This window comes from Flavobacterium pisciphilum, from assembly GCF_020905345.1.
In the GTDB taxonomy this organism is placed as follows: domain Bacteria; phylum Bacteroidota; class Bacteroidia; order Flavobacteriales; family Flavobacteriaceae; genus Flavobacterium; species Flavobacterium pisciphilum.
Map to the genome: position 1 here is coordinate 413914 of NZ_JAJJMO010000001.1, position 22134 is coordinate 436047.

Sequence of the window (22134 nt, forward strand, 5' to 3'; positions counted from 1 at the left end):
ACTGCCCTGAAATAATTCATAGGCAGTTTAATTGCTCTTTCAAGCTGTCAAAATTTAATAAAAAACAAAAATAATCTAAAGCGTTTTTTCTAACGTCTCTAGTACTTCCTTCCAATTATTCACTCTTAAATGATGTGTTTGATTTATATTGTGGAATGCCGTAAACATAATAGGTTTACCCATGCAATAATCTAAATTCTTACTGTGATCATCAATCATATAATCAGTATTGATGATTCTTTTACTTCCGCATAAAATAATATTCTCCCATTTGATAAAAGGAAAATGTTCTCCAAGCCAATCTATTTTTTCAGGAAGTGACATAGGAAACTCTGTAGCAGCAGAAACGATAAAGATTTCAAAATTTTCTTGTAACTGACGTAAAGCATCTACAGCATTTGGCATTACAGGTAATGTTCTGAAAAAATTTTCAGAATTTAAAATCCCTCGTAAAATTTCTCTTCCTTGAAAAGCTTCATCTTCACTTAATCCTTGAATGCTTTCTCTTGAAATAGTTGTTCCACATTCTTTATTGTAATATTTAATCAAGCTAGCCTCTATATCAGCAAGCACGCCATCCATATCGACAGCAATAGTTTTCTTTTTCATTGCAATTTATTTTGCTACAAATCTACGCAAATATTGCAATATATTGCAATATTTTATTATTTTTGCAATATAAATTTGCAACACATGAAAAAAGAGGAACGTCAAAATGTAATTTTAGAATACTTATCAAAAGAGCATAGAGTAACTTTATTCGAGCTTAGTGAGTATTTAAATGTTTCTGAAGACACTGTAAGAAGAGATGTAAAGGAGCTTTCTGATCAAGGGCTATTAAAGGCTGTTCGTGGAGGTGCAGTAGCCCCATCTCCTATTCCATTACATTTTAGAAATAGAGAAAAACATGACCTTGAAAGCAAAAGAATTATTGCCGAAAAAGCAATTTCATATCTAAAAGATGGTCAAGTAGTATTTATCGATGGCGGAACAACCTCTTTGGCATTAGTTGCAAGTTTTCCCTATGATTTAAAAATTACGGTAATAACAAATAGTTTTCCTGTAGCTGTATTGATAGAAGACTTACCCAATATCGATTTGATATTTGCTGGTGGAAAAATGTGTAAAACATCGTTTGCAACAGCTAGCATAGAAACCATTGATTTCTTTAGAAATTTTAGAGCAGATGTTTGTCTTTTAGGAGTTTGTAGTATGCACCATGAGCGCGGAGTAACTGGAATCATATACGATGATTCACAGATTAAAAAGAACATGATTCAAAATTCAAATACGGTTATTGCATTAAGTTCAATTGAAAAAATTGGAACTGCCGAAGCCTATTTTGTTTGTCCCATCAAAGATATTAATATCTTGGTAACCAATATTTCTCCCGAAGAAGATGTTTTAAAAGTGTACAAAGAGGCGGGTATTACAATTGTTTAATATTTTTTTTTAAGCGTATATTAATTAAGAACTATTTCTTGTTATCTGTTTCAAACGAAGTTCACTGAACGCTGTTGAAAATAAATGCAAAGTGAAGTAATCTTTTCCTTTTTAAAGAAAAAAAACAAAAGAATTTCTATTTCTATAAGAGCAACTTACATAAGGACATAGTCACATGACTATGTCCTTTTATATTTATATACATAACATTATAGAAAAATATAAATGATTATATGATTTGTTGTGATATCTGCCTTTTTATTACACTTTCTACAACTTCATTAATGCGTTTTTGTCTGGTTTCCTGTCGTTTGGCAAGGACAATCCAACTTAACATTATTTTTCTTGTCGACTTACTAAGACTTAGGAAATAGTCTTTTGAATCTTTGTGCTTTTTGAACACTTTTTCTAAATCTTCCGGTATTATCAGTTCTTCTACTTCGTCCAAAACTGTCCAAGAACCATTCTTTTTTGCTACTTCAACACTTTCAAAACCCGCTTTTGTCATTCTTTTGCTATCAATGAGTAATTGAATTTTCTCTTTGTTGATTTTTGACCAGATACTTTTAGGTTTACGTTTGCTAAAATATTGAATAAACGAAGAATCGTCAACCTTTTTTTTTGTGCTATCAATCCAACCGAAGCAAAGTGCTTCATCAACAGCTTCACTCCAACTGATTGAAGGAAGCTTAGACTTTTTTGTGTAATAAACAAGCCATACAGAGTGTTTAGACTGGTAGTTATTTTCCAACCATTGTCTCCATTCTGTTCGGCTTTGAGGACAATATGTTTCTACTTCCTTAGCCATTCTATTGTTCTAACCATTTTAAAATTGCTTGGGTAGTTTCTTCTGGTTTTTCTTGTTGAATCCAATGACCACAATCCAGTCGTACAATATCCAAATTATGAACAATATTTTTTAAGTTTTCACTCTCAGGAATCGTATCCTGTTCACCATATATCATAAGAGTCGGCTGATAAATGACTGGGGTAACATCCGCCATTAAATGCCAGTTTCTATCCATATTTCTATACCAATTTATACTTCCTGTAAAACCTGTTAATTCAAAGGCAGAAACAAATACAGATAGTTCACTTTCTTCCATTAAAGGTTCCCACAATGGATTTTCTGCTTGTGCAAGATTTATCATCAGCATTCCAGGCTCCGGTGGTGTAATAGGTACATTTTTACGGAATATATTACGTAGGAATTGGGTAGCATTTTCATTCATTATAGCATCTGCCACACCTGGTTGTCTATTGAAGTGAACAAAATAGAAGTCTCCTCCAAATATTGCTTCCATAAACTCAATCCATGGTATTTCACCTCGCTCTTGATAAGGTAAAGCCAAGTTTATTATTTTACTTACTCTTTCTGGATGCAATAGTGCCAGATTCCAAACGACATTTGCTCCCCAATCATGACCAACAAAAATGGCATCTTCATATCCAAAGTGATCCAGTAATGCTACTAAATCACCAGTCAGGTGTACAATATCATATTGAGTTACTTCGATTGGACTCGATGAGTTACCATAACCTCTTTGATTTGGAATAATGACATGATAACCAGCTGTAACAAGTGCTGATACCTGATGACGCCAAGAAAAAGCATGTTCAGGGAAACCATGACAGAGTACAATGGGCTTTCCTATATTCTGTTTACCTGCTTCAAAAACTTCTAGTTCTACATCGTTGATTGAGATGAGAGTAGGTTGAGGAAAATTGGTTGAGTTAATTTCGTTTATCATTTTTATTCTTTTAAAGATTACTTAATAATGCGAAATTATACCTACCTAGTGACAACCCTATGTCAAGGGTTAAAAAAAAAATTAATGATATGTTTCGAAATACTCTTGTAAGTATCGCCGTTAGTCGCGATAGTCGCTTTGTATCGTTTTCGTTGTCATTCATCCTTCAAATAATGTATATTTTAATTGCAAAAATAAGAATTATATATCCCAACCAACACCATCACACTTTACATCAGTCATTGCATTTCATAAATTCAAAATGATGATTCAAACTTATCATTAAGTACAACCAGTCCTTTGGTAACTAATACATATTCAATACTATTTAATTCACTTATATAGTTGATTCGAGTAAATAAAGAATCATTAAAATCATCAGAGGTACAAAATTATTTTTTAAAAAAAAGTGCTGATATTAAATAAAACCACCATTATAAATGATAGTTTTTATTTAACAGTAATTGATTCAAATCTGTAATAAAATATGCCGATATATCTTCTACATCAGCTAGAAAACTTATTCTTACAAAGAACTTGAAGCCAATATATTTCTCAAAATAAAAAAACCTCCTAAGATTTTGCTCTTAAGAGGTTTTTAAAATTATAATCGTTTATTTATTCTCTAAAGAGTTCAATCTTTTGCTTTGTTCTTCAACAACTTTACTTTGTTCTTCAACAACTTTTATTAATTGTTTAATATCCTTTTGCTGCTCTATAGCATGCAAAGTAAGTTCTTCTATTTTCTTAAGCAAGTTCATATTCATTTCTGCCAGCATCAAGCCATTCTTTTCTATTTCTTGAGCCGAAGGTATTTCTGGTAAGTGCTTGTTTTCTTTGATATACTTTTCAACCTCTTGCAGTGGTTTTAATTTGTAATCATTTGCAAAAACATAATCTGGTACTTTACCTGCATCAATGGTAACTTTCACTTCTTGAGCATGGATATTTCCAGCAACAGTAAGTTTTGAATCTGGACTTCCTGTTCCAATACCTACATTACCATCAAGCCCTCTCAGATAAAAAATATTATCTCTATAGCCTCTTCCTGTGTGTGCACCTAATTTCACATAACCTGTAGCACCATCAAATCCCATATCTATAGATGCAACACCACCACTATTTATACTTGAGTTATGAACCCCATCATTTGTGATGTCTAATTTTTTCACATATAGGCTTTCAGCAGAAACTCTACCTTGAACATCCAATTTATAATTAGGAACTATTGTACCAATACCAACATTACCATTAGCATCAATACGCATTTGTTCTATATTATTATTAGTATTAAAAGCTATACTACCTCCAACGCTAGAATTACCTCTAAAAAAATTAATTGAGCTATTCACAATACTATAAAAACTATGCTCAATCGAAAAAGATTTTGCAATTAAACCTGAAGTACTATGTCCCCTCACTCCTAAAAAAGTTCCCTCACCAACATCATTACCTTCTGGCAAACGACCGAATACTGTACCTAAAACACCATTTTGAATATTAGTTGCAACATCTAATACTGCTCTTGGAGAATTTGTTCCTAAACCTACATTTCCATCAATACCTCTCATATAAAGGATATTATCCCTAAAACCATTTCCTGTATGAGTGCCAAATTTTACAAATCCAGTACTTCCATCAAATCCCATATTCATATTGGCAACATATCCACTATTAAAATTTGTATTATGCACTCCATCATTACTGATTACAAAACTCCCTACTGGAAGATTGTGTTGGGCAAAATTAATTTGACAAACAAAAAAAACAATTATTAACAACCTTACTTTCATGACTTTACTTTATTTCAATTTATATTATCTTTTTTCTAATTATGTTTGATTGCTCGTTAGGTTTTAATTACAATCATATTAAAGTATCATTTACTTCATTTCCTAGACAAAAATAGATTTATTACATAAACAACAAACTATTTGTAAGATTAAATCTGTATATTTTTGACAAAAGAAATTAGCTATATTTATAGTCATTGATGCCATTTCATATCAAACATAACTCTAACCCAATCCTATTAAAATATCTAAATTTAAAACATAAAAAAACCTCTTGAGAGTAAAATCTTAAGAGGTTTATAATTCTAATCGCTTATTTGTTTTCTAAAGAATTTAATCTTTTACTTTGTTCTTCAACAACTTTAATTAATTGCTTAATATCCTTTTGTTGCTCTATAGTATGCAACGTAAGTTCTTCAATTTTCTTAAGCAAGTTCATATTCATTTCTGCCAACATCAAGCCATTATTTTCTATTTCTTTAGCTGAAGGTATTTCTGGTAAGTGATTGTTTTCTTTGATATACTTTTCAACCTCTTGCAGTGGTTTTAATTTGTAATCATTTGCAAAAACATAATCTGGTACTTTACCTGCATTAATAGTTACTTTCACTTCTTGCGCATGAATATTACCAGCAACAGTAAGTTTTGAATCTGGACTTACAGTTCCTATACCTACGTTGCCATTTACAATATAATTGTTACCATTTCCGCTTATTTTTAAATTACCCGAAGATTCAATATCACTTTTAGAATCTAGAAGATAACGCCAGCTTTCCCAAGTATTTTGTGCATAAAATGCACTTCTATAAAGGATTCTACCTCCATTCCACGTATTATCAAAATAAAGATGAGAAACAAGGTGACCATGCTGTCCATATAATTCTAATAAAGATCCATATTCTGATGGTGCATTTATCCCATGATAATTATCCCATAAACGAATAGACATAGGATTAACACCAACTCTAGGAGGACTATTGAAATCTTTTTGATCATTATTCCAATTTAAACTTTTTGAGCCTAAATTACCATCAAAGGTTTGACTATAAGAAAAAGAAGAAAATAGTATCATAAAAGACAGTAATGTTTTTTTCATTTGTTTGTTGATTTTAATTTTTAAGTAATAAATTATTTACAAGGTTTTAAATGTATAATTTTTAACCTTAGAAAACCAATTCAAGAAAAGGAAATTCTTATATTTAATACACTTTTAAAACATAAAAAAACCTCCTAAGATTTTACTCTCAAGAGGTTTTTTAACTACAAATAACCAATTTTATTTCCAGCCACCACCTAAATCTTTATAGACATAGACTGCAGCATTAAGTTGCTCTTTCTTTGTGTCAATCAATTCAAGTTTAGCTTCTAGTGCATCACGTTGTGTCATTAGAACTTCAAAGTAATCAATTCTTGCTGACTTAAATAAGTCATTAGAAACATCAATTGATTTATTCAAAGCAGCTACTTGTTGCGATTTTAAATCATATCCTTTTTGAAGATTCTCAATTTTAGAAAGCTGATTTGATACTTCTAAATAAGCATTTAAAACCGTACGATCGTAATTATACAATGCTTGAAGTTGTCTTGCATTGGCACTACTGAACTCCGCTTTTATTGCATTTCTGTTAATTAATGGCGCAGCCAAATCTCCTGCTAAAGAATACAGCAATGATTCAGGCATAGTAAACAAATACGTTGGCTTAAATGCTTGTACACCTATCGCTGCCGAAATATCAAGTGACGGATAAAATTCGGCACGAGCTACTTTTACATCAAGTTTTGCTGCCACTAATTCTAACTCAGCCTGTTTTACATCAGGACGATTAGTTAGTAATTGTGATGGAATTCCAGAATTAACTGATGCTGGTAACAAGGCTAAAAAGTCTGTATTGTCTCTTTTAATTTCCTGTGGATAACGAGCTAGTAAAAAGTTGATCTTATTCTCTGCTTCTTTTATTTGCTGCAGAATATCAAACTCTTTACTTTTTGAAGCCATAACTTCAGCTTGGAATTTCTGAACTCCTAATTCCGTTGCTCTAGCAGCTTGCTTTTGAATTTTTACAATTTCTAAAGCATTTGTTTGCAACTTAATAGTCTGTTTTACAATATCCAACTGACTGTCTAAAGCTAACAATTCGTAATACGAATCAGCAACCTCGGCAATTAAATTTGTGATTACAAAGTTTTTACCTTCTACAGTAGCCAAATACCTGCTCACAGCTGCCTTTTTAGAATTACGTAGCTTTTTCCAGATATCCACTTCCCAGTTTGCATAAGCAGCAATAGTAAAATCACCTAGCGGATCGGGTGTTTCTTTACCAGGTTTAATCTCAGTAGTAGCATCACCAGCACCTTGACTAGTATATCGCCCTACTTTCTCTACTCCTGCTCCTGCACGTACACCCACTGAAGGCAACAATGCTCCTTTTCTAACACGAATATCGTTTTTAGCAATTTCGATTTCTTGTAAAGTGATGTTTAATTCCTGATTGTTTTTTAATGCAGTATCAATTAAAGCAACAAGGTTCTGGTCTTTAAAATAATTGCTCCACTTAATATTCGACATATTTGTCGAGTCCTTAGTACTGCCAAATGACTCTGGAATAGGGTTCTTTGGAGTTTCTGCTACTGTTTGTGGTGCTTTACAACTTACTACAGCAAGACAAAGCCCAAAAACAATACTATATTTATATAATTTGATTTTATACATGATTGTTGTCAATTTCTTCTGTTAATGGATTTTCTTCTTCATGTTTTACTAGTTTGTGTTTTTCAGCGATTCTAGCGAAAATATAATACAATCCCGGAATAACAAATACACCACAAATAGTCCCAATAAGCATACCTCCAGCTGCTGCTGTACCAATAGTTCTGTTACCAATTTTACCTGGACCAGTAGCAAAAGCTAACGGAAGCAATCCTGCAATAAAGGCAAATGAAGTCATCAAAATTGGACGGAAACGAGCTTTAGAACCTTCCAATGCAGATTCAAAAACCGATCTACCCGCTGCATGCCTTTGTATCGCAAACTCCACAATTAATACCGCATTTTTACCCAATAAACCAATAAGCATTACCATAGCAACCTGAGCATAGATATTATTCTCTAACCCAGTTAATTTTAATAAAAGGAATGCTCCAAAAATACCTGCTGGTAAAGACAGAATTACAGATAATGGTAAAATAAAACTCTCGTATTGTGCTGCTAGTACTAGATACACAAACCCTAAACAGATAAGGAAAACCCAAATTGCTTGATTTCCTTGAGCAACCTCGTCGGCAGAAATACCTGCCCAGTCGATATCATATCCTCTAGGCAATTTTTCAGCTGCAACTTCTTGAATCACCTTAATAGCTGTACCACTACTATATCCCGGAGCGGCACCACCACTAATTTCAGTAGAGTTATACATATTATGTCTTGTGATTTCTGAAAGACCATATACTTTCTCTAATTTCATAAAAGCAGAAAAAGGAACCATTTCATCATGATTGTTTTTCACATATAGCTTTAAGATATCATCTGGTTGTGCACGATACTCAGGAGCTGCCTGAACAATTACTTTATAATTAATTCCGTATTTGATAAAACTAATCTCATAGTTACTTCCAACAAGTGTCGACAATGTATTCATCGCATTCTCGATAGAAATTCCTTTTTGTTGTGCCAAATCATTATCAACTTTCATCATATATTGAGGAAAACTAGCACTAAAGAAACTAAATACGTTAGATAACTCCGGACGCTTGTTTAGTTCTTTTACAAATTCAGTATTAACAGCTTCCATTTTCTTGAAATCTCCCGAACCTGTTTTATCTAACAAACGAAGTTCAAATCCTCCTGCTGCTCCATATCCCGGTACTGCTGGGGGTTGGAAAAACTCAATGTTTGCACCTGGAATATCTTTAGATTTTTCTTCCAATTCTATCATAACCTCTTGAACTGATTGTTTTCTATCATTCCAATCTTTAAGGTTAATCAAACATGTTCCTGCATTAGATCCTGTACCTTCGGTCAAAATTTCATAACCCGCTAATGACGAAACTGATTTTACTCCATCTATTGTTTCTGCAATTTTTTGCAATTTCTCAGCAATATTATTGGTTCTTTCTAATGATGATCCGGGAGGTGTTTGAATAATAGCATAAAACATACCTTGATCCTCATTTGGAATAAATCCAGAAGGAACAGTGCTGCTAATCAACCATGTTCCTGCACAAAAACCTAAAAGCGCAATAATAGTAACGGCTCTTCTATTTACAATTTTCTCTAATACGTTTTGGTATTTACCTTGTGCTAGATTAAACTTGTTATTAAAACCATCTATAAATCTATTTACTGGTGTTTTCTTTTTAGGTTTACCATGATTGTTTTTTAACATCATCGCACAAAGTGCTGGTGTCAAAGTCAATGCAACAATACCTGAAAGTATAATAGCTGTTGCCATCGTAATCGAAAACTGTCTGTAAAAAACTCCTACAGGACCTGACATGAAGGCAACTGGAATAAATACCGCAGCCATCAAGAATGTAATAGCGATAATTGCACCTGCAATCTCATGCATTGCTTTTTTGGTAGCTTTAAATGGTGAAAGATGTTCTTCTTCCATCTTGGCGTGAACCGCCTCAATAACCACAATGGCATCATCGACGACGACTCCAATAGCCAGAACCAAAGCAAATAATGTAATTAAGTTGAGCGAAATATCAAAAAATTGCATGAACACAAACGTTCCTACCAATGATACTGGAACTGCAATTGCTGGAATAATCGTAGAACGCCAATCACCCAAGAAAAGAAACACAACTAATCCTACCAAGATAAAAGCTTCAATCAAAGTGTGGATTACTTTCTCTATAGAAGCATCCAAGAATTTAGAAACGTCATACGAGATTTCATAATCCATTCCTTTTGGAAACTTTTTCTTAATAGTTTCTAATTTGGCTTTTACATCCTCAATAACTTGATTTGCATTACTTCCAAATGATTGTTTTAATACGATAGCTGCTGATGGTCTTCCATTTAAATTAGAATAAATATCATACATTGAACTACCAAATTCTACTTTAGCAACATCTCTCAATCGCAAAAGTTCTCCATTGCTATTTGATCTTACTACTATATTTTCATATTGTTCCTTCGTTGTAAAACGTCCAGAATACTTCAATACATACTCAAATGCTTGTGAACGTTTACCAGAACTTTCCCCAGTTTTACCAGGTGAAGCCTCCAAACTTTGACTTGATAATGCTTCCATTACTTCATCAGCCGATATTTTATAAGCCAACATACGATCCGGTTTCAACCAAATACGCATTGCATATTCACGTGTTCCTAAAATATCTCCAGATCCAATACCATTAACCCTTTTAAGCTCAGATAATACATTGATATCTGCATAATTGTATAAAAACTTCATGTCGGTATTCTTATCCGTACTATAAAGATTCACATACATTAACATACTAGGAACTTCACGAGTAATTTTTACTCCTTCCCTTACTACTAATGGAGGTAATTTATTAGTAACCGAAGCTACACGATTTTGAACATTAATTGCTGCTTGATTAGGGTCGGTACCCAAGTTAAATACAACCTGAATACTCGCTTCCCCATCATTTCCAGCATCTGAAGTCATATATTTCATTCCAGGAACTCCATTTAAAGCTCTTTCCAAAGGAATAACAACAGATTTAATCATCAATTCTCCATTAGATCCAGGGTAATCTGCTGTAACATTTACCATGGGAGGAGAAATGGAAGGGAATTGGGTAATAGGTAAATTTAGAACCGACAATACCCCCAAAAAGACAATTATCAGCGATATTACTATCGACAGTACAGGTCTTTGAATAAATTTATTAAACATTTTATATTTTTTTAATGATTAAGCTAAATTGATTTTAAGTGTTATCAGTTATTGTGAACTTGTGAAATGTTGATTGTGAAATGTAAAATGAGAAATGTAAAATGAATACTGCCCACTGTTTACTTCTAACTTTTCACTAATCACTTTTTGCACACCTGATAACTTTAACTTACTCTGCTTTTAAGCGTAAACTATTCAATACCACTTTAGGAGATTGAAACTCATATTTAATTTTGTCATTCTCTTTTACTTTCTGAACCCCTTCAAGTAAAATTTTATCATTTTCAGTCAATCCACTACTAATCACATATAAATCAGGAATTTCACCTGTTATAGTGATCTCTCTTGAGCTTACTTTATTGTTTTTGTCTATAATGAAAACATACTTTTTATCCTGAATTTCATAAGTTGCTTTTTGTGGAATCACAATAGCATTTTTAAGAGGCACTAACATCTGAACTTGTCCTGTTTCACCATTTCTAAGTAGCTTACCTGAGTTAGGAAATCTTGCTCTAAAAGCGATATTTCCTGTTTCGTTGTTAAACTCACTTTCGATTAATTCAACATTTCCTTTCTCCTTAAAAACTTGTCCATCAGCTAAAAGCAAACTAACTTTAGTTTCTGCACGATCTTTTACATCTGTTTGATATTGCAAATATTCTGGTTCTGATACATTGAAATAAGCAAACATCTGACTGTTGTCTGAAAGACTTGTCAATAGCTCCCCTTCATCAATAAGACTTCCTAATTTTAGCGGAATGCGATCGATAGTTCCGTCAAATGGAGCTCTAATTTCTGTGAATGATAAATGAAGTTTTGCCAATGCAACTTCTGCTTTTGCTGCTTGGACTTTAGATAACGCAACTGCTTGCTCGTTCTTTGAAACAATATCTTTATCTGCTAGTACTTTAGTATTCTGAAATTCTATTTCAGCCGATTTTTGTTCTGCTTGAGCTTTAAGTAACTCTGCTTCATACATTTTAGGCTGAATTCTAAACAATACCTGTCCTGCTTTTACAAATTGACCTTCATCAACATAAATGTTTTGCAGGAATCCTTTTTCTTGTGCACGGATTTCAATGTTTCGTACAGATTTTATCTGCGAAACATATTGCTTGGTAAACGAAGTGTCGATTTTTACAGGATTGGTCACAGTAAATTTTTCGGCTTCTTCTTTTTCTTCTTTTTTAGCTGTACAACTAGTTAGGTACAACAAGGCAATAACGCCCGTTAACACGACTATTCTCTTCATGGTATAAAAATGGTAATTAAGCGATTGAATGCTTGGAATGCAAGGATTCCTTTAGATGTGAAAAAAACATCAGTAGCCATAGTTATGCATGAACAGTCATACAAGAAGATGTAAGTTTAATATACAACCACAAGATATGCATCATTACACTTTAGGTAACCGATGTATCTTGTTTATCAGATTCTTAATACTCGTTGAGTAATATAAATAGGATTGGTTTGGCCACAAAATGGCGTGAAGATTTTAAAATTCTTTTGACAATGGTTTAAAAGTGATTGACAAGAGATTGTCAAATACCAATTATCTAATAAGCTATAATTTCCAGCGAAAAGTTTATCTGAAATTTCATCTTTAACATCACCACCCAGATGCTCTTCATCGATATCAATATCAGCATCCTCAATTAAAGAGTTACCTGAATCTTGATTCGTAAATTTTACTCGGTGTTTTTTCTCTAGACTATGAGAGGATGAATCAGATTTTTGATGTGTACCTGCATTAAGATACTGACCCCCGCCTAGCAGAAGCAATCCTAAATACACAAATAACACAATCAGTTTTCTCATTTGGCGTCAAAAGTAAACAAAGTATTGAAACAAAAAAAGAAATTTCACTAGGCTTTAACAAGTAAATGTCACCGAAAACGTTTTCTACTGGTTATTAAATTGTTACGAGCAACAATTCTTATATCATTTTCTTAAATTAAGTATATTATTCCCAATTTTTTAGAAATATTATATCCTATTAAATACTACATAATTTTAGGTAACGTAAAAGGTATCAATCTTTAAACGCATTTTATAATATAATTTGGCTAAAAAAAATATTACAATAACTTTAACTTGGATTATTATTTAGAATTAAAATAATTAATAATTTAGTAAGCAAATAAAAAATACCCATTAACTGAATCCAAACATATCGAAGTACAAAGCCGTTTTAGCCAATATAAACTAGCTATAGATGACATTAAATAAAAGCAATACAAAATCTAATTTTAGTCAATTTCTTATCAAAGTAGAAAAATTCAGAAAAAAATGTAGCTGGAACTACAAATATGCTTTAGGTAAATGGGATTTTATGACAGAGGAAAAGACCAGATATGAAAAGATAATTGAATTCATCAAAGCTACCCATATCGATAAACCAAGAATACTAGACTTAGGCTGTGGATATGGAGCCTTAAATTCTTATTTAAAAGAATCCGATTATTCTACCATAACAGGTGTAGACTTATCTGCTACAGCAATTTGTAGAGCCAAAAAACAAAATTTTATAAACTCTTCTTTTATAACTGCTGATCTCAATCAATATAACACCAACGAACAATACGATATTGTCATTTTTAACGAAGTTCTTTATTATCTGGAAGATCAGGAAAATATTGTCTCTAGATTTGTTAAAGATACAGACAGTAGTTATTTGATAATTTCTCTATTTAAAAATTCAGATAATGTTATGGAAGCAGTACCTAATGAATATGTATTATTAAAGACAGAACTCGTAAAACAATCTAATGAAATCTTCTGGCATATCTACCTTTATAAAATTAAAACTAAAATCCAAAGTCTTATTTTATTCCTTCATGCAGATGTCAACGATTTAGCTCTATTCTTCTAGGTTTACTTGGGAAAAAGCTGGGTACTCTATTAACAATAGTATTAGGGAGATTATTAAATTGGTTAATCCCCTCACCATGAGCAACTACAAAAAGATTATTTTATATTTAAAAAATATGACTATAATCATACTTTCAAAAAAAAGTTGCTCTTAAATTTGTGGTTTCAAGAAATAGAATGAAATCCCTCGCTTACATCTTTTTAATAGCCATAATTATAAGACCCCTATTTCCTATATTGGATTACATGGTTAATTATAATTATATAGCGACTGAACTTTGTGAGAACAAAAGTCAGCCAGAATTGGATTGTAAAGGAAAATGTTATTTAAAAAAAGAATTGGGTAAAGCATCCGAAAATGATTCTTCTCCATCAACTGAGAAAAAAAACGCCCCAACTGGAATTGATTTATTATTCATTGAAAAAATTGACTCTTTTAATTTTAACCTTGTAATTGAGTCAATCTTAAAAAAGGATATTCTACCTAAGAATCTTTACACCCATTTCAATATAACCTTAGTATTTCATCCGCCCAACCTTCAGTATTAATTTTTCGAAATCTTTATTAATTGTCTTCTCGGTCTCACAACCGACAAGCATTTTATTATCCATTCTTAATTTAATACTTATGAAAAATTTTAAATATTTATCTATCTTGCTTTTGGCAATTGCCTTTTATTCATGTTCTTCTGACAGTGATTCAGTATCAGAAAACCCTATTGATGAAACCTCTGGACTTGTCAAAATTCAAGAGCTATCTAATGACAATCATATCATTGAACTTTATTCAGAAACTGGTAAACTAACCCAAGGTTACAATCAAATTTCCTTAAGAATAAAAGACAAAACAACCGACAAATATATTACCAATGCTTCCCTTAATTGGATGCCAATAATGAATATGGCAACCATGAAACATTCTTGTCCTAAATCTTTAATCGAAAAGGTTTCTGGTAAACAAACACTATATGAGGGTACTATTGTTTTTCAAATGGCGCAAAATACCTCTGAATTTTGGGAACTAAAAATTAATTATACCATTAATGCTATTGATTACACTACTACAGCTAAGATAAATGTACCTGCTTCTGAAAAACGTACTGTAAGCTCTTTCACTGGAAGTGATGGCGCAAGATATATCTTGGCTTACATCAGTCCCAAAAACCCAAAAGTTGCTATAAACAACATGACTGTAGGACTATATAAAATGCAAGATATGATGACGTTTACAGCAGTCGATAATTTTAAAGTAAAAATCGATCCGCGAATGCCAAGTATGGGCAATCACAGCTCTCCTAACAATACCGATTTAATACAATCAACTACAGGAGGATTGTATAACGGAAAACTATCCTTGACAATGACTGGATATTGGAAAATTAACCTACAGCTTTTAAATGCATCTGGCGAGAAGCTAAAAGGAGAAGAAGTTACTCAAGAAAATTCAGCAAGCAGTCTTTTTCTCGAGATTGAATTTTAATCATTTTTAGTAGTAACAAGAAAGGACCAAGTGAAATCACTTGGTTCTCATTATTCATAATATTATGAAAACTATAGCAACAATTCTGTTAGCAACATTTTCAAGTATTTGTTTTGCGCAGAAAGAAGTAAAAGATAGTATTTCTCCAATTGATCTCAGTGAAATTATTGTCATTTGCAAAAAGACACCAGCGCACCTTAAACAACCAAAATCACTTGCGACAGTTGAGGAATACTTACAACAATCATCAAAGGTAAATATGATAAGAAGAGGCGGATATGCCTTAGAACCGATCATTAATAGTATGGCTACTGAGCGTACTGTGGTTACAATTGATGGCATGCGAATTTTTGGAGCCTGTACCGATAAAATGGACCCTGTAACGTCATATGTTGAAATATCAAATCTATCTGAAGCGACTATAGCTTCTGGTCAGCAAGGGAGCTGTCACGGGCCTACCATTGGAGGAACAATTGATTTGAAACGAAACAATCTTATACAAAAAGAATTAGGGTGGAATACCGTATTAAAGACAGGTTACGAAACCAACAACCAGCATAAAATCATCGGTACATCAATAGGTTACAATCACAGTTCATTTTATTTCAATACCGATTTTACGTATCGCGATGCCGAAAACTACAAAGCAGGAAATCATGAAGAAATCAATTTTTCGCAATTTACTAAATACAATTTATCAGCCACAGCAGGTTTTTATTTGGGCAAAAAAAGTTTAATTGAAGGTTCTATAATTTATGATAAAGCTACAGATGTAGGCTATCCAGCTTTGCCAATGGATGTTTCTTTAGCAAAAGCCACAATAACGGCTTTGCGTTATAGCTTCACTCCTGTTTCTGGCTATTTTACTAATTGGGAAACCAAAGTATATTTTAATACAATCACACACAGAATGGATGATACCAAAAGACCAAGTGTTCCTATTCATATGGATATGCCTGGTTGGTCAGATACTTACGGATACTATTCTAAGTTGAAAGGAAAATTTAAAAATCATCATTTTATGGCTAACCTCAATGGGTTTTATAATAAATCGATTGCCGAGATGACGATGTATCCCAATAATCCCAAAGAAAACGCTATGTTTATGTATACTTGGCCCGATATACGAACATTGTATAACGGAGTTTATCTAGAAGATGCAATACAAATTTCTCAAAATGCTACTGTTAAAATTTCCTCTACTATCGGAATCCATTCTAATAAAGTCGCTGATGAATTTGGTTTACAAAGCCTTCAGATTTTTTATCCCGAAATGAAAGAAACAAAAAATCGTATTTTAAAAAGTTTAGCTGGAAATTATATTTTACACTATGACAAATTTGAATACGGTTTAGGTTTAGCCTATGGCGAAAGAGCTCCGTCTGTTTCTGAAGGTTATGGTTATTATTTGTACAATAGCAATGACTTTTATGATTATATCGGAAATCCAAATCTAGAAAATGAAAAATCTTTTGAAGCTAATCTCTCTTTTGGATATAAAACGGGAAAATTCACTTCAACCCTAACTTCTTCTTTTTTTCATATTCAGGATTATATCGTTGGGAAAATCAATACAGACATACATCCTATGACTATTGGAGCTTCAGGAGTAAAAGTATATAATGCTTTAGATTATGCCACCATTTTTAATACTGATTTGAATTTGGAATATAAAATAACCGAAAACTGGAACTTTAAAACACTCTTGGTTTATAGCTACGGAAAAGATAATGAAAGTAACAAGCTACCATTCATAAGTCCGTTGCGTTATTCTGGAAACATACAATTTAAAAAAGAAAACTTTAATCTAGGATTTGGTGCATCTGGAAATCTTGCTCAAACAAAATTTGCAGCTGTTTATGGTGAGTCAAAAACTCCTGCTTATGTAATTTTTAATTTTAATTCTGGCTATACATTTGCCTTGAATAAAAACAAAATGAATGTCCAAGCTGGGGTCGAAAATATCTTTGATACTTATTACAGTACATTTTCTGATTGGAATAAAATCCCACGCCAAGGAAGAAATTTTTTTATAAATGTTTCTTATGCCTTGTTCTAATAAGCTACACTATTACTAGCTTATAAAGTAGAGTTTATCATTTCGAGGAACGAGAAATCACATAAGTGATACAATTAATATCAATGGAATATCTCGTTCCTAAAAATGATAATATTATAAAAAGTTAGTTATTAATTCCAACCTCCGCCAAGGGCACGATACAAATTCACAACTGCATGCAGTTTCTGACTTTGATCATCAATTCCTCTTAATTGTGCATTAAGCAAGTTTTGTTCGGCTGTTAATACATCTGTATAGTTAGTAGTAGAATTGTTCAATAATTCTTTATTAAACTCTACTGCTTTTACTAATGCCTCTAGTTGTCTTTTTCTTTTTTCCTCTTTTAAGGCTGCATTATCATATCTAGAAAGTGCATTCGATACTTCTTCACTTGCCTTTAACATCGACAATTCAAAATTATACAACGCTTCTTTTTGCAATGACAATGCGGTAGCCAATCTAGCTTTATTGATTCCTTTATTAAAAATAGGTTGTGTCAAACCTCCCGCAATATTACCAAAAAGACTCCCGTTTGTAAACCAATCCTTTAATCCGAAACTAGAAAAACCCGCTGCTCCACTAATAGTCAAAGCTGGATAGAAATAGGCTCTTGCTACATTACTTTCTTCAAATGCAGTTCTAAAATTATATTCTGCCTGTTGTACATCTGGTCTATTAGCAAGGAGTTGCATCGGAACTCCAATTTTAAGATCATACACTAACTTTTGCTGTTCAAGAGTGCTTCTGTTAATCTTAGTTGGTGATATGGCAAGAAGTACACATAAGGCATGTTCTGTTTCGATAATCTTTTGCTCTATATCTGGAATCGCTAATTCAGCTTCGTAAAAGTTAGCCTCACTTTGTACCACAGCGACTCCATTGATAATAGAATTTTCAAAAAGAACCTTAATTGTTTCTGCATCTTTCTCTCTATTTTTGGCTGTCATTTTAAGTACTTTGAGTTGTTCATCAAGCAGTAACAATTCATAATACGAATTGGCAATATTTGCAATTAACTGTGTTTGAACAGCACGTTTAGCTGCATCTGTAGCCAATAAGTTAGCTACTGCACTTTTTTTGGCACTATTTAATTTACCCCAAACGTCTATTTCCCATCCAGCAGAAATTCCCAAATCATATTGAGTAGATTGGTCAAAAAGCCCAAATCCTTGCGGAAAAGCAAGTCTTGATTCTTTTACTGACACATTTCCGTTTACTGAAGGTAGAAAAGCTGCTTTACTCAGTTTAAGATTAACAGCTGACTGATTGATTCGTTCTACAGCAATCTTTAAATCTAGATTTGCAGCCAATCCGTCAGAAATAAGTTGTTGTAATGCCGCATCTGTAAATAGCTCCGACCATTTCATCATACCAATAGTAGTACTATCGGTGCTTTTGGACTCTCGATAATTTACTGAAGTTGCTGGTTTAGCATAAGGTTTCGTGATTTTACACGAGCTCCATATACTTGCAACAAGCAATACAATGAGTATCGATTTATAATTGTATGTGTTCATTATGATATGTTTGTATTGTTATTTTTTTAAAATAAAAGTGTATCTTTTTTAGTTTTCAATCTTAATTTTCAGTCTCAGTCGCAATGTTATCTTGAACGGAGTCGAAGAACAGTCATGGTGTTCAATTTCTAAAAACCTTAGCCTCTCAGAACCTTAGAGGCTAAGTACCTTTATAACTTTGAGCCTTTGTTACTAAATAAATCTAAATTGTTCTTGGTTCATGTATCGGTTCTTTTATTCCTCCAATTTTTTCTTGTAAAGTCTGAAATATGATAAATAGAATAGGAATTACAAAAACACCGAATACGGTACCAATCAGCATCCCACCAACAGCAGCTGTACCAATTGATCTATTACTTAAAGCTCCTGCTCCTGTAGCAATCATCAACGGAATCAATCCAAAAATAAAAGCAAAAGAGGTCATTAAAATAGGTCTCAATCTGGCTCTTGCTCCAAATATAGCCGACTGAACTAAGCTTCTTCCGCTTAAGCGATGCAATAGCGCAAACTCTACAATTAGAATTGCATTTTTAGCCAAAAGACCAATCAACATAATTAAACTTATCTGAAGGAAAATATTGTTATCAACTCCAAAAAGGTTCGCAAATATAAATGCACCTGCAAGCCCTATGGGTAATGATAACAATACCGAAAACGGTAAAATATAACTCTTATACTGAGCACTCAACAAGAAGTAAATGAATAGTAAACAAAGCCCGAAGATTAATGTAGTTTGGCTTCCGCTAGAGAGTTCTTCTTTAGTTAATCCTGAGAACTGATACGTATATCCTCTATCTAATGTTTTTGCTGCAACTTCTTCGATTGCCTTAATCGCATCTCCTGAACTATAACCTGCATTTGGCGCACCAGTAACCGTAGTAGAAGTAAATAGATTAAAACGATTTAAAAATTCTGGACCCTCCTTCTTTTTCAATGTTACAAATTCCGAAATTGGAGCCATTAAGCCATTATCAGTTCTAACAAAAATTTTATTGACATCACTTTCCTTTGCTCTATAATCAGGATGCGATTGCAACATCACTCTATACTGTTTACCAAATCTATTAATATCAGAAGCATAGATTCCACCAAAATACCCTTGAAGTGTATTAAGTACTGCATTTACACTTACGCCAGCATCTTTACATTTAGCTACATTCACATTAACTTCTAATTCTGGAAACCCAATATTAAACGGACTTGTAGCATACATAATCTCTGGTCGCTTATTGATTTCGGTCATAAACTTTTTGATGTTTTCATCAAATTTTTGATAGCTACCTCCCGTTTTATCTTGCAATTGCACTTCAAATCCATTGCTATTTCCAAATCCCTGCAAAGTTGGAGCTGCAAAGAATATAATACTTGCTCCTTTTATATGAGCTGTTTTTGCAAACAACTGACCAACAATTGAATTAACATCTTGTGTTTTGCCTTTTCTTTCATTCCATGGCTTCAGTCTAATAAACAATGCCCCATAAGAACCTCCATTTCCATGAATTAAATCCATCCCTGAAAGTGTAGACGAAAGTTCTATTTCAGGAATACTTCTCGCAATACTATCTATTTCTTTTGTAATTTCTTCAGTACGTTCTAGTGTAGAAGATGGTGGTAAAACCACGTTTCCAAAAATGGCTCCCCCATCATCATTAGGCACAAAACCTGTTGGCGTATTTTTCATAAGTACATAAAACACAATTCCAAAGATTGCTATTGCTACTAATGAAATCCATTTTCTACGAATTAAAAATCGAACAGCTCCAACATATTTAGTGGTAACAGCTTCAAAAGCAACATTAAAACTAGCATAAAACTTAGGTAAAAATCCTTTAGGGTGATTTGTTTTTTCAGGATCGTGAGGTTTTAATAAAATAGCACAAAGTGCTGGACTTAAAGTCAATGCATTAACTGCAGAAATTAAAATGGCTACTGCCAGTGTCAAACCAAATTGCTTGTAAAATACTCCAGCCGATCCTGTAATAAACGTAACCGGAATAAATACTGCCGACATAATTAAGGTAATCGATATTATCGCTCCTGAAATCTCACTCATGGCATGAATGGTAGCTTTCTTGGCCGATTTTGCCCCTTGATCTAATTTGGCGTGAACAGCTTCAACAACAACAATCGCGTCATCGACAACAATACCAATAGCAAGAACCAAAGCGAAAAGAGTCAATAAATTAATAGTAAAACCGAATAACTTTAAGAAAAAGAAAGTACCAATAATCGATACAGGAACTGCAATTGCAGGTATTAATGTAGATCTAAAATCCTGTAAAAAGATAAATACAACGATAAAAACCAAAATGAAAGCTTCAATAATAGTATAAACTACTTTCTCAATTGATGCGTCCAAAAAGTCATTGGCATTCAGGAATGTATGATACTCCAATCCCGGAGGAAAATCCTTGGATGCTTTTTTTAGTATGTCCTCACAAGCAATAATAAGCTCTCTAGCGTTTGAACCTGAAATTTGGCTTATTGCTCCACCCGAAGAAACATTTCCTTGTGTAATTAGAGAAGTACTATAATCTAAAGCTCCAAATTCAATCTCTGCAACATCTTTTAGACGCAATAAACTACCTTGTTTACCGCTTCTCAAGACAATGTTTTCAAAAGCTGCAGGATCTTCTAGCCTTCCAGTAAACTTTAATGCATATTGAACTGACTCTCTACTGTTCTCTCCTATTTTCCCTGGAGCAGCTTCGATATTTTGCTCTCGTAATGCAGTGATAATATCATCAGGAACCAAACCTTGAGTAGCCATTGCATCTGGTTTTAACCAAATACGCATAGAATATTCCTGACTCGTATAAATTTCAGTTCCCCCTACACCCTCAACACGTTTCATCTCAGGCATAATATTTATTCTCAAATAATTATCAAGGAATTTTTCATCATACTTTCCGTCTTTACTGTATAACAAAAAACTAAAAGCAGTACTACTTAATTGCTTACTGGTTGTAATTCCTGATTTAATAACCTCATTAGGCAACAAACTCGTAGCCTTTGTAACTCTGTTCTGAACATTCACAGCAGCCATATCGGGATTTGTACCCTGTTTAAAGAATATTGTTATCGTTGCACTACCATTGCTACTAGCAGTAGAAGTCATATAACTCATATTCTCAACTCCGTTTATTTGCTCTTCCAGAGGTATAATCACACTTTTCAATACTACATCTGCACTTGCCCCTTGATATGATGCCGTTACAACAACTGTAGGTGGAGCAATTTCAGGATATTGAGATATAGGCAATGAAGCCAATCCTAGCAATCCCAAAATCACTATTATTATCGATATTACAGTAGATAATACCGGGTTTTCTATAAATTTTCTAAACATG

The 22134-nt window shown here is 33.0% G+C and carries 16 protein-coding genes; 5 read left to right on the forward strand and 11 right to left on the reverse strand.

Translation table 11 applies throughout. From position 1 onward, the window contains the following. Nucleotides 1–75: 75 nt before the first annotated feature. Entirely contained in the window at nucleotides 76–609 is a 534-nt protein-coding gene (locus LNQ49_RS01715; RefSeq protein WP_229987055.1) for a 5' nucleotidase, NT5C type, read from the reverse strand. An 84-nt stretch (nucleotides 610–693) separates the two neighbouring features. Between LNQ49_RS01715 and LNQ49_RS01720 the strand changes: the two genes are divergently transcribed. Beyond that, nucleotides 694–1443, forward strand: a complete 750-nt coding sequence (locus tag LNQ49_RS01720) for a DeoR/GlpR family DNA-binding transcription regulator (protein ID WP_229987056.1) — start codon at nucleotides 694–696, stop codon at nucleotides 1441–1443. Between the two features lie 229 nt (nucleotides 1444–1672). On the opposite strand, the gene LNQ49_RS01725 is transcribed toward LNQ49_RS01720, so the two are convergent. The 8 genes from LNQ49_RS01725 to LNQ49_RS01760 form a co-directional block, all read right to left on the reverse strand. Beyond that, entirely contained in the window at nucleotides 1673–2251 is a 579-nt protein-coding gene (locus LNQ49_RS01725) for a YdeI/OmpD-associated family protein (RefSeq protein WP_229987057.1), read from the reverse strand. A gap of 1 nt (nucleotide 2252) precedes the next feature. Further along, nucleotides 2253–3194: an alpha/beta fold hydrolase gene (locus LNQ49_RS01730; RefSeq protein ID WP_229987058.1), complete on the reverse strand. Its 942-nt coding sequence runs from the start codon at nucleotides 3192–3194 to the stop codon at nucleotides 2253–2255. Nucleotides 3195–3808: 614 nt separating this feature from the next. After that, on the reverse strand, nucleotides 3809–4987 hold the full coding sequence (locus LNQ49_RS01735; protein ID WP_229987059.1) for a tail fiber protein: 1179 nt from the start codon (nucleotides 4985–4987) through the stop codon (nucleotides 3809–3811). 313 nt (nucleotides 4988–5300) lie between these two features. Then, nucleotides 5301–6083 (reverse strand): tail fiber protein, encoded by a 783-nt coding sequence (locus LNQ49_RS01740; protein ID WP_229987060.1) that lies wholly within the window; start codon nucleotides 6081–6083, stop codon nucleotides 5301–5303. Between the two features lie 180 nt (nucleotides 6084–6263). Then, entirely contained in the window at nucleotides 6264–7697 is a 1434-nt protein-coding gene (locus LNQ49_RS01745) for a TolC family protein (protein ID WP_229987061.1), read from the reverse strand. Then, the gene (locus LNQ49_RS01750) at nucleotides 7690–10857 is read right to left on the reverse strand and encodes an efflux RND transporter permease subunit (RefSeq protein WP_229987062.1); all 3168 of its coding nucleotides are present in this window, start codon (nucleotides 10855–10857) and stop codon (nucleotides 7690–7692) included. Before LNQ49_RS01750 ends, LNQ49_RS01745 begins: the two co-directional genes overlap by 8 nt. Before the next feature lie 169 nt (nucleotides 10858–11026). Continuing rightward, on the reverse strand, nucleotides 11027–12109 hold the full coding sequence (locus LNQ49_RS01755) for an efflux RND transporter periplasmic adaptor subunit (protein WP_229987063.1): 1083 nt from the start codon (nucleotides 12107–12109) through the stop codon (nucleotides 11027–11029). 176 nt (nucleotides 12110–12285) lie between these two features. After that, entirely contained in the window at nucleotides 12286–12675 is a 390-nt protein-coding gene (locus LNQ49_RS01760; RefSeq protein WP_229987064.1) for a hypothetical protein, read from the reverse strand. Nucleotides 12676–13072: 397 nt separating this feature from the next. Between LNQ49_RS01760 and LNQ49_RS01765 the strand changes: the two genes are divergently transcribed. The 4 genes from LNQ49_RS01765 (at nucleotide 13073) to LNQ49_RS01780 (ending at nucleotide 17267) form a co-directional block, all read left to right on the forward strand. After that, nucleotides 13073–13729 (forward strand): class I SAM-dependent methyltransferase, encoded by a 657-nt coding sequence (locus tag LNQ49_RS01765; protein WP_229987065.1) that lies wholly within the window; start codon nucleotides 13073–13075, stop codon nucleotides 13727–13729. 245 nt (nucleotides 13730–13974) lie between these two features. After that, entirely contained in the window at nucleotides 13975–14277 is a 303-nt protein-coding gene (locus tag LNQ49_RS01770; protein ID WP_229987066.1) for a hypothetical protein, read from the forward strand. A gap of 79 nt (nucleotides 14278–14356) precedes the next feature. Continuing rightward, nucleotides 14357–15208: a hypothetical protein gene (locus tag LNQ49_RS01775; RefSeq protein ID WP_229987067.1), complete on the forward strand. Its 852-nt coding sequence runs from the start codon at nucleotides 14357–14359 to the stop codon at nucleotides 15206–15208. A gap of 64 nt (nucleotides 15209–15272) precedes the next feature. Further along, nucleotides 15273–17267, forward strand: coding sequence for a TonB-copper family protein (locus LNQ49_RS01780; protein WP_229987068.1), 1995 nt, complete (start codon nucleotides 15273–15275; stop codon nucleotides 17265–17267). A 131-nt stretch (nucleotides 17268–17398) separates the two neighbouring features. On the opposite strand, the gene LNQ49_RS01785 is transcribed toward LNQ49_RS01780, so the two are convergent. After that, the gene (locus LNQ49_RS01785) at nucleotides 17399–18784 is read right to left on the reverse strand and encodes an efflux transporter outer membrane subunit (RefSeq protein ID WP_229987069.1); all 1386 of its coding nucleotides are present in this window, start codon (nucleotides 18782–18784) and stop codon (nucleotides 17399–17401) included. 202 nt (nucleotides 18785–18986) lie between these two features. After that, nucleotides 18987–22133, reverse strand: a complete 3147-nt coding sequence (locus LNQ49_RS01790; protein ID WP_229987070.1) for an efflux RND transporter permease subunit — start codon at nucleotides 22131–22133, stop codon at nucleotides 18987–18989. Nucleotide 22134 lies beyond the last annotated feature (1 nt).